The 9,373-nt window shown below is 31.9% G+C and carries 6 protein-coding genes; 3 read left to right on the top strand and 3 right to left on the bottom strand.

The window, feature by feature from the left end:
* Nucleotides 1–232 precede the first annotated feature (232 nt).
* On the top strand, nt 233–1,483 hold the full coding sequence (gene metK, locus ACFS3A_RS22985; RefSeq protein WP_379827907.1) for a methionine adenosyltransferase: 1,251 nt from the start codon (nt 233–235) through the stop codon (nt 1,481–1,483).
* A gap of 76 nt (nt 1,484–1,559) precedes the next feature.
* Here the strand turns inward: metK and ACFS3A_RS22990 are convergent, their stop codons facing one another.
* From ACFS3A_RS22990 to ACFS3A_RS23000, 3 genes are all read right to left on the bottom strand, one after another.
* The gene (locus ACFS3A_RS22990; RefSeq protein WP_379827908.1) at nt 1,560–3,809 is read right to left on the bottom strand and encodes a hypothetical protein; all 2,250 of its coding nucleotides are present in this window, start codon (nt 3,807–3,809) and stop codon (nt 1,560–1,562) included.
* Nucleotides 3,810–3,901: 92 nt separating this feature from the next.
* Nucleotides 3,902–6,595 (bottom strand): carboxypeptidase-like regulatory domain-containing protein, encoded by a 2,694-nt coding sequence (locus ACFS3A_RS22995; protein ID WP_379827909.1) that lies wholly within the window; start codon nt 6,593–6,595, stop codon nt 3,902–3,904.
* 49 nt (nt 6,596–6,644) lie between these two features.
* Nucleotides 6,645–7,532, bottom strand: coding sequence for a GLPGLI family protein (locus ACFS3A_RS23000; protein WP_379827910.1), 888 nt, complete (start codon nt 7,530–7,532; stop codon nt 6,645–6,647).
* Nucleotides 7,533–7,747: 215 nt separating this feature from the next.
* Between ACFS3A_RS23000 and ACFS3A_RS23005 the strand changes: the two genes are divergently transcribed.
* Nucleotides 7,748–8,563, top strand: a complete 816-nt coding sequence (locus ACFS3A_RS23005) for a hypothetical protein (protein ID WP_379827911.1) — start codon at nt 7,748–7,750, stop codon at nt 8,561–8,563.
* Nucleotides 8,563–9,177: a deoxynucleoside kinase gene (locus ACFS3A_RS23010; RefSeq protein ID WP_179003232.1), complete on the top strand. Its 615-nt coding sequence runs from the start codon at nt 8,563–8,565 to the stop codon at nt 9,175–9,177. Before ACFS3A_RS23005 ends, ACFS3A_RS23010 begins: the two co-directional genes overlap by 1 nt.
* Nucleotides 9,178–9,373 lie beyond the last annotated feature (196 nt).

The following is a 9,373-nucleotide window of genomic DNA, read 5'->3' on the forward strand; positions in this document are numbered from 1 at the left end:
CATAAAAAAGAAAAAAAGTTGAACTTTAATTTGCAAATCAAAATGGTTTTATACCTTTGCACCCGAATACAGAGGAAAAATTTGAACTGATTGCAACCTCTTCATAATGAAATGGTTCGTTATGAGTGCTGAAAGATTATCTTCAGCAGTAAAAAATGCTAAAGCAGACACTCTCCTTTAGCCCTTTTTAGCAATTATTTTCCTCGCTTAATTTTAAATTTAATACATTATTATGGCTTATTTATTTACGTCAGAATCTGTTAGTGAAGGGCATCCAGACAAAGTTGCAGATCAAATTTCGGATGCATTAATTGACAACTTTTTGGCATTTGACGCTGACTCAAAAGTAGCTTGCGAAACATTAGTTACAACTGGTCAGGTTATTTTAGCGGGTGAAGTTAAATCAAATACTTATCTTGATGTTCAGCAAATTGCACGTGAGGTAATCCGTAAAATTGGATATACTAAAAGTGAATATATGTTTGAAGCGAATTCTTGTGGAATTCTTTCCGCTATTCACGAGCAATCTGCAGATATTAACCAAGGTGTTGACAGAGCTAAGCCAGAAGAACAAGGTGCTGGTGACCAGGGAATGATGTTTGGTTACGCAACTAATGAAACTGAAAACTACATGCCATTGGCATTAGATTTATCTCATAAATTATTACAAGAGTTAGCTATTTTAAGACGTGAAAACAAAGAAATCACTTATTTACGTCCAGATGCTAAATCTCAGGTAACTTTAGAATACAGCGACGATAACAAACCAACTCGTATCGACGCTATTGTAATCTCTACACAACACGATGATTTTGATGAAGAAGCTGCAATGTTGGCTAAAATCAAAAAAGATATTATAGAAATCCTTATTCCAAGAATTATCGCTAAAAATCCTGAGCACGCTCATTTATTTAATGATAAAATCAACTACCATATTAACCCAACAGGAAAATTCGTTATTGGAGGACCTCACGGAGATACTGGTTTAACAGGAAGAAAAATCATAGTGGATACTTACGGTGGAAAAGGTGCTCACGGTGGTGGTGCATTCTCTGGAAAAGATCCAAGTAAAGTAGACAGAAGTGCTGCTTATGCTACACGTCATATCGCTAAAAACTTAGTTGCTGCAGGTGTTGCTGACGAAATCTTAGTTCAGGTTTCTTACGCAATTGGAGTTGCTGAACCAATGGGAATTTTCATTGAAACTTACGGAACTTCTAAAGTAAACTTAACTAACGGTGAAATCGCTAAAAAAGTAGAAGCTATTTTTGATATGCGTCCTTACTTTATTGAGCAAAGATTAAAATTAAGAAATCCAATTTACAGCGAAACTGCTGCTTACGGACACATGGGACGTAAACCAGAAACGGTTACTAAAACTTTCTCTGCTCCAGGTGGACAAGAAAAAACAGTTACTGTTGAATTGTTTACATGGGAAAAACTTGATTTTGTTGACCAGGTAAAAGCTGCATTTGGATTGTAATTCAATCTGAATTCAAAATATAAAAAAGGCTGTCTAGAATTTTTAGACAGCCTTTTTTATATTTTGAATTATGTTTTTAGTACGTTCCGTTTTGCATTTTTGTTAAGGTATCTTTTATATCAGTTGCCGTAACTCCATCCATATTTACATCTAAATATTTTACGGCTAAAGTCTGTGTTGCAATTGCTTTTTCTTTTTGACCATCTTTATAATATAATTGTGCCAAAGTATCTAAATAATAAGGATTGTTTTTAGTTACTTGTAAACTGTATTCTGACCATTTTATGGCATCTTTCAAGAAGTTCGAATTTTGAGCTTTTAAAACTACAGTCCATGCTGCAGTATTACACAAATTAGAATGATATTCTTTAAAAGCATTCCAACCGTCATACAAATAACTTGATGTTGCGTCTAATGTAGAGTAAATAGCATCTAATTTTTCAATTGGATTTCCGCCCGCTAGATTGGCTTCAAAATAGGTATTGAATTCTCTTAAATAGGTTGTATTCGAAGTGTCCTTATCTTCTACCATCGACAAATAATCAAAGTAATTTTTGTAGGCATCAAAATTTCCTTTTCCGTCCGCAATTATTTTTTTATAAATCGAATTGACTTTTTCTTTATTGATTTCTCCTGTAACTCCATCTTGAGAGGTATATACATTTTGCTGTAAGGCATTCGAAATTTCAGAAACAACATTTCCAAGAGTATGCAATTCTCCTTCTTTGCTATTGAAAGTTTCACGATTGCGCTCTATTTCATCGAAATGTTTTAATAAATAATCAATCGCCAGGAAATCAGTATCGTTTAGAATTTTGTCTTCATTAAAAAGCTGTTTTGTAAACCCTTGATTTTTGATTTCTTTTACAATTATTTCTGCTAAATATAAATTAGCCGTTTTATCTTTTTGATGCGATTCAATCAGTTTTTTCCAAGCTGATACAACTTCTTTTTTGTCTAAAGTCGTTTTTGTAATTACAAATTCAGTTGAATTAGGATCAACAACAGCTGCCGTCTCATAATCGTATGAAGTTTCCAATAACACTGTTTTGTTAAACGCTTTAATCAATTCTGCATCTGTTGCTTTTTTATTTTTTAAAGCATTATTTATAGATATTAAAGCATCCGCTCTCAAAAGTTGTCTATAGAATTCACTGTAATATCCAAATTGATATTGCTGTGCAGTCAAATCAGATTTTGCAATGGCTAACAAACTTCCATCTCCATTTAAAACAAGTACGCTCGGATCATTTACAATTTTATTAGTTTTAAGCCATTTTTTATCATCGGCTCCAGCCAAATAAAAATTGTACACATCATAAATCGCATTGTATTTATCATACATATTGTATCCTGTCTGTGTTTCCTGATCTTTTATAATAAAATCAAAACTCTCTTTTGCTGTTTTAGTTTTACTATCAGCATAAACAACCAGGAATTTATTGGCTGAGCCCTTTGTAGCGTCAATTGCTTTTTTTAAAGTATTTTCAACTTTTAGCTTAAAATCATATCTGGTATATGCTGGAGGTGGAATAGCATAGTCAGCCGCTGTGGCTACACTATCTGTCGCAACAAGCCCGGTTCCGAAATCTTCACTAATTAAAGTGTTTTCTTTCCCAGGATATGTCCAATTGGAAACAGAAAGACTTTCAAGAGGAAGAACCTTTGCTGTTTTCTTTGCCGGCTGCGGATCTTTTTCATTAATAAAAACTAACGGATTTAATCCTGATTTTTCAGAGATTTTCAATTCATTTGTACTTCTGTCAAAAAATCCGGCTATTTGCAAATCTCCTAAAACTGCTAATTCATAATTTATCGTAATTTCAGAAACATCTTTTGGCAGTGCATATTTATTTACTGAAGTCGGATTATAGTTGTCTTCAAATACCAAATACAAAAAGTCTGCTTTTTCAATTTCAAAATCCAAAATAGTTTTAGTCCAATCAGGATCAGTTTTCGTTTTAATATCTGAAAGCTTTTGATATTTAACCTCTTCATTACCTTTTTGAGTTCCTACATAAAATGAATAATAGGAAGGATCTAAAAATCTTACTTTTATATTTTTGGCTTTTTTATCAACTTTAAAAGAAAGATCAAAACTAGTCTGAGCTTCTGTATTTTTAATAAACACTAACGAATCTCCTTTAACTGCATAATCTCCTGAATAGAATACCAATTCGTATTTGTTATCTTCTAATAGATTTAATTTGATTTTTTGCCCTTTGTTTGTAGACAAATAAGTTCCTTTTTCGCTACCTTTTGTTTGAGAAAAAGACGTAAAAATTGCCGAAGTAAATAGCAATAAACTCCAAATAAAATTGCGCATAATATAAAAATTTGGCTGTTAATATTAACGTAAAGATATTCCATTCTTATTTAAATTAAATGTCTTAATCCCTAAAATTCAGCCAAATCTTCTTATAAATTGTATTTCATCGAAAAGATAATGTAACGAGGCTGTACAGTATATTGAGAAACCCTTGTCGAGAACTGCGTAAAGTTATCGTCGTTCAAATATCTTGTATTCAACAAGTTGGTCGCTGAAACTTTATATTCCCATTTGCTGTTTTTCTTTTGATAAATTAAACTGGCGCTTAAGAAATCGTATTCATTATCAACCGATTTATCACCGTTGTAATAATGGTAAAATTCATATTCCGAAACAAAAGAAAAACTATCCAAGAAATAGTAATCTAATTTGGCAAAAGGTTTATCTGTGTAAAAAGTAGAACCACTGTATTTATTTACCAAAAGATTGTATCCAAATTCGATATTCGGAAGCTTTTTATAATTTGTGGAAGCTCTAACTGTATAACTTTGCACAAAACTTTCGGTAGTTCTTAAATCTCCATCTTGTCTATTATTAAATTTTGACCAGTTTAAACTTGCATTTACCGAAGCTTTATAATTTTTCAAAAAGGAACGTCCGTATGCTCCCATTCCTGAAAAAGTTTCATCGGCTAAATTAGAGTTATATGGAACTGAAGACTGATTAATTCCATCAAATTTAGCTTCTGTTTTAATAGCATCGACTTTTCTTGTATAGGTTGCGTTGGCAAAAATATTTTCGAAATTAAACATATTATACTTGAAATAACGAAGCGAATGCACTTGCGAAGTAGCATTTTCTAAAGTACGATTACCGCGAAATAAATTACTGTAATTAGATAAAACATACCCTTCTGCTAATTGATTAATATCTGTAAAATCATTGGTCAAAGAGAAATTATACGTCAGTGTTTCTGATTTTTTGATTTGGTATAAAGCGAAGAAATCTGGTAGTATTTTAGTAAAACTTTGAGAATAGTCTGTTCCTTCCTGTCCGTTTGTCATTTGGTATGTATGTAGACTTACACCAGGAGTCAACGTAAATTTCCCCGTCAAAATTTTATAGTGAAATCCCACAAATGCATCATTAAATCTGTAATCTACGTCATTATTATTTTCAGGATTATTCAAATCATTTCTGTCTCCATTATCTAACATTTGAAAGATATGAGAATTAAAGTTTTGATACGAATAGGTATTTCCTAAAGTAATATTGAAGTTACTTTTTGACGTTACCATATAATAGTAATCTAGTTTGGCATCCAATTTATTTGTTTTCACAAAACGATTCTGATTGTAATCATTTCTAGCTTGTTCCGGATCTATAATATATCCTGACAATTTAAAAGGAACGGTTTGCAGATTGGCATTATAGAACGGATTTTCATCCTGATACAAATGCTGCATTTCAAAAGCAAAAATATTTTTAGCGTTTTGCGTATAATACAAATTCAAATTCTGATTAATAGAGGTCGGATCTTGTTTTTTTGTTGTAAAAATAGTTTCCGGCGTAGCAACATTCTGCACAATTTGCTCTCTAAACAAATCTGAATATTCTTCTTGTTTGGTCAATTTGGTTAAGATATCATAATCAAACTGAAATTTGTCACTTGGTTTGTATGTTGAACTTAATTTAAAAAGTCCCAAATTATTTTTCTGACTTGTATTTTCATCTCGTTTCTCCTGATTTCCAGAATTTAAAATTGTAGACTGTGATTTGGTTTCTAATTGCGTTTTTGAGGTCGAAAGAATCCCAAAACCGCTTAAATTCCATGCTTTATTAATGGAATAGGCAAAGTTTGTTGCGCCAAATTTCGTTTCAATTTCTTTCGCTCTGTTGTTTCTCAAAAGTGAAATCCCTAAATCATTAGAAGAAACATTAAAACTGCTCCCTCCTTTTTTCATAAGGTTTTTGAATCCGCCGGTAAACTTAAAATAATCTTGAGCCGTTAAAGGCAATTCGCCAATGTTATTGAAATTGGTAATTAAATTGATGCTGTATTTTGGACTGTAGTAAAATAGCTTCGGATTAATAATATAACGACTATCCAATTCTGCAACTCCAGTTCCTGCAGTTACATCTCCAAACCAAAAGTTCTTTTTACCTTCTTTCAGTTTAATGTTCATTGCCACATTATCCTGATCGTTTTCAAGGCCTTTTAGCTGGCCTACTTCATTGTAGTTTCTTAAAACCTGAACTTTATCAATAGCATCTGCTGGAATATTTTTAACGCCTAATTTGGTATCTCCGTCAAAAAAATCCTTTCCTTCTACCATTAATTTACTAACTTTTTTTCCTTCCACTTCAATCTCTCCGTCAGCATTTACCTCAACTCCAGGAAGTTTTTTAAGTACATCTTCAAGCTTCTTTTCTGTTCCAGATTTGAATGAATCTGCATTGTAAACAATTGTATCTCCTTTTATAGAAACAGGCATTTCGCGAACGATTTCAACGCCTTCCAGTTCAATTCCGGCACCATCTAAAACCACATTCTGAGTTATATTTTCTGTTTTAGTAACTAATGCGATATCTTTAGATTTCATTCCCAGATAACTCACTTTTATGATATAAGAAGTATTCGGTTTTAAAGTCAGCTGAAATTTTCCTTTATCATTGGTAATCCCATAAGAATCCATTGCTTTTGTGCCACTATTAATTGCCATAATATTGGCCATTTCTAATGGATTTTTCTGCTCATCCTGAATTAAACCGTCAAAACGGACACTTTGTGAAAAGCATATAGAAGTAAAAAGTAAGGCAAAAATAAAAAGTGTTTTATTCATTATTCAGAATATTGGAATTTGGCATTTAAAACTTTGGAATTTTACAAATTTATCTTCCCATTGGAGGTGCTCCGCCTGCACGTCCGCGGTTCATTTCTCGAAATTCTTCCATTTTTTTAATTACTGTTTCGTCATATTCTTTCTGAGAAATTACTTTTCCTTTTTTGGAAGGTTTTATTTCTACTTTGTCTTTTGCGTTCAAAACTACTTTGGAACATAAAATAGTCGTCGTTCCATCATTAATTTCTAATATTAAACCCGGAAGTCCCCAATAATTCTCAGGCCCTTGATTCACCGGAATCTCCGGTGTGTACCAAGCTGTTACTACAATTTCTTTTGGGATTTCAAAATTGTCTGTAAAATTGGTTTTAGTATCTCCTGAAGTCTTTTTCGCTTCATCCTTTTTGTCCTCGTTATTTTTAGGCCTGAAATTTCTGAAATCGGTTTTACTGGCTTGTTTTACTGCAGTCGCTTTGTAGCAGTTATAGCCTCCAATTTGTTTGGTTTCCTGTTCTAATTTCCAGTCTAATTTTGGAAGAGAATCAACAACAAGAAATTCTTTTCCCATAAACTCTTTGTCAACTGTGTATGATTTTGCTTTTACATCTTTATAGAAAGTGCCACCGCCTCCGGTAAGCGAACCAAACATGACACGAAAACCGCCTTGCTGCTGTCCCGGAGCTTCCAGTTTTTCTTCTTCTTTATAAATAGATGCTGATTTGTCGAAATTTAAAATGAATGTTTTTTCGAGCATTTTTTTCATACGTTCTTCCATGCTCTTCTGCATTTCCGGCGTAATATCTCTATTTCCGCGCATTCCTTCAAACTTAGGCGCTTGTGTTTTTGACTCATAAACAGCCATTCCCTGAAAATCTTTTTGAGCCTGAATTTGCGTACAAACAAGCATCAATGACATATAAAAAAATATCTTTCTCATTTTATTTACTTTAAAAGTGTTTAAGTTCAAAAAAAACTTACATTCAAATGTATTATTTATTTTAAGATTCAAAAAATTAAATATATTAATGCGTTCTGTCTATAGATAGAATCGTCTATTTTTTAGACTATTAGATTAATAAAAGGTTTAAACGCTAAAAATGAGTTTCTAATGTAAGTTTTTTGTAATTTGGTATTCTTGTAAATCAATTTCTAATGCCAAAAACAGTGCAAAATTTTTTATTCTATTTATTTGTTGTATGCACTTCGAATGCACTGTTTGCACAGGATTCACGCATTAATCCCCAATTGTTATCACAATATAAAAATACTGCCGATATATTTTTAGGCTACGACTCTTTTGGTTATTCTTACCAGATAAAGAATAATGTTTTCAGTAAAACTAAAGGAACGGAACTTTTTGAATATAAAAATGTTTCTCTCGGAAAAATCACAAAAGTTGATCTGCAAAATCCGTTAAAAATAGTGTTGTTCTATGAAGATTTCAATAGTGTTATTTTATTGGATAATCAATTGAATAAAATGACAGAGATTAATTTTTCTCAGAGTACAACTCCAATTGTTGCTGATGCGATTGGAATGTCAACTCAAAATCAGTTATGGATTTACAACACTTTAAACCAGCAAATTAGCCTTTTTGATTATTTAAAAAATGAATACAAAACAGTTTCGATTCCGTTAACAGAAACTATCAAATATTACCAAACCGATTTTAATACTTTTAATTGGATTGACAAAAATAATAACTGGTTTTCCTGTGACATTTTCGGAAAAATCACTTCAAATGGAAAAGCAGCTGATTTTGATAAAATTGAAATCATAAATCCTTCCCAATATATTTTCAGCAAAGACAATATTTTATATTTTAAAGGGTTTAGTAAATCAAATTTAGATGTAATTTCTGAGATTAAAATTTTAGAAAAAACCTTTGACAATTTTTATTACAAAGACCAAATTTTATCTATTTTTACAGCTACAGATATTTCCAATTATAAAATCGTAACACCGTAATGCACATAGCAATAGCAGGAAACATAGGCGCAGGAAAAACCACTCTGACCAAATTATTAGCCAAACACTTTAAATGGGAACCTCATTATGAAGATGTAGTTGATAATCCGTATCTGGATGATTTTTACCATCAAATGGAACGTTGGTCATTTAATCTTCAGATTTATTTCCTAAATAGTCGTTTCCGTCAAGTGCAGCAAATTCGCGAAAGCGGAAAAAAAATCATTCAGGACAGAACGATTTATGAGGATGCCTATATTTTCGCTCCCAACTTATATTCGATGGGACTAATGACTAGTCGTGATTTCGAAAATTATACTTCTTTGTTTGAATTAATGGAATCTTTGGTAAAACCACCGGATTTATTAATCTATTTAAGAAGTTCTATTCCAAATCTAGTTGGTCAAATCCACAAACGCGGACGTGAATATGAAAACTCCATTTCTATTGATTATTTAAGCCGTTTGAACGAAAGATACGAAGCCTGGATTCAGACTTACACAAAAGGAAGGTTATTAATTATTGATGTTGATAACATTAATTTTGTTGATAATCCTGAAGATTTAGGAGATATTATCAATAGAATTGATGCTGAATTGAATGGATTATTTTAAAGACGATTTTCACAGATTTACTCAAAATAAAAAAGCCTCTAAATATTTTAGAGGCTTTTTTTATAAATATGTCTCGTCCTGAAATAAGTTGACATAAAATTGACTTATTTATGAATAATCCAGAATTTAAAAAAGAGCGACGTAGTCAGCGAGATTACAACTTAGGCTTTAAATTAGCCGTTATTTCGCAGGTAGA

Origin of the sequence: Flavobacterium notoginsengisoli, assembly GCF_042686225.1 — a bacterium.
GTDB lineage: Bacteria > Bacteroidota > Bacteroidia > Flavobacteriales > Flavobacteriaceae > Flavobacterium > Flavobacterium notoginsengisoli.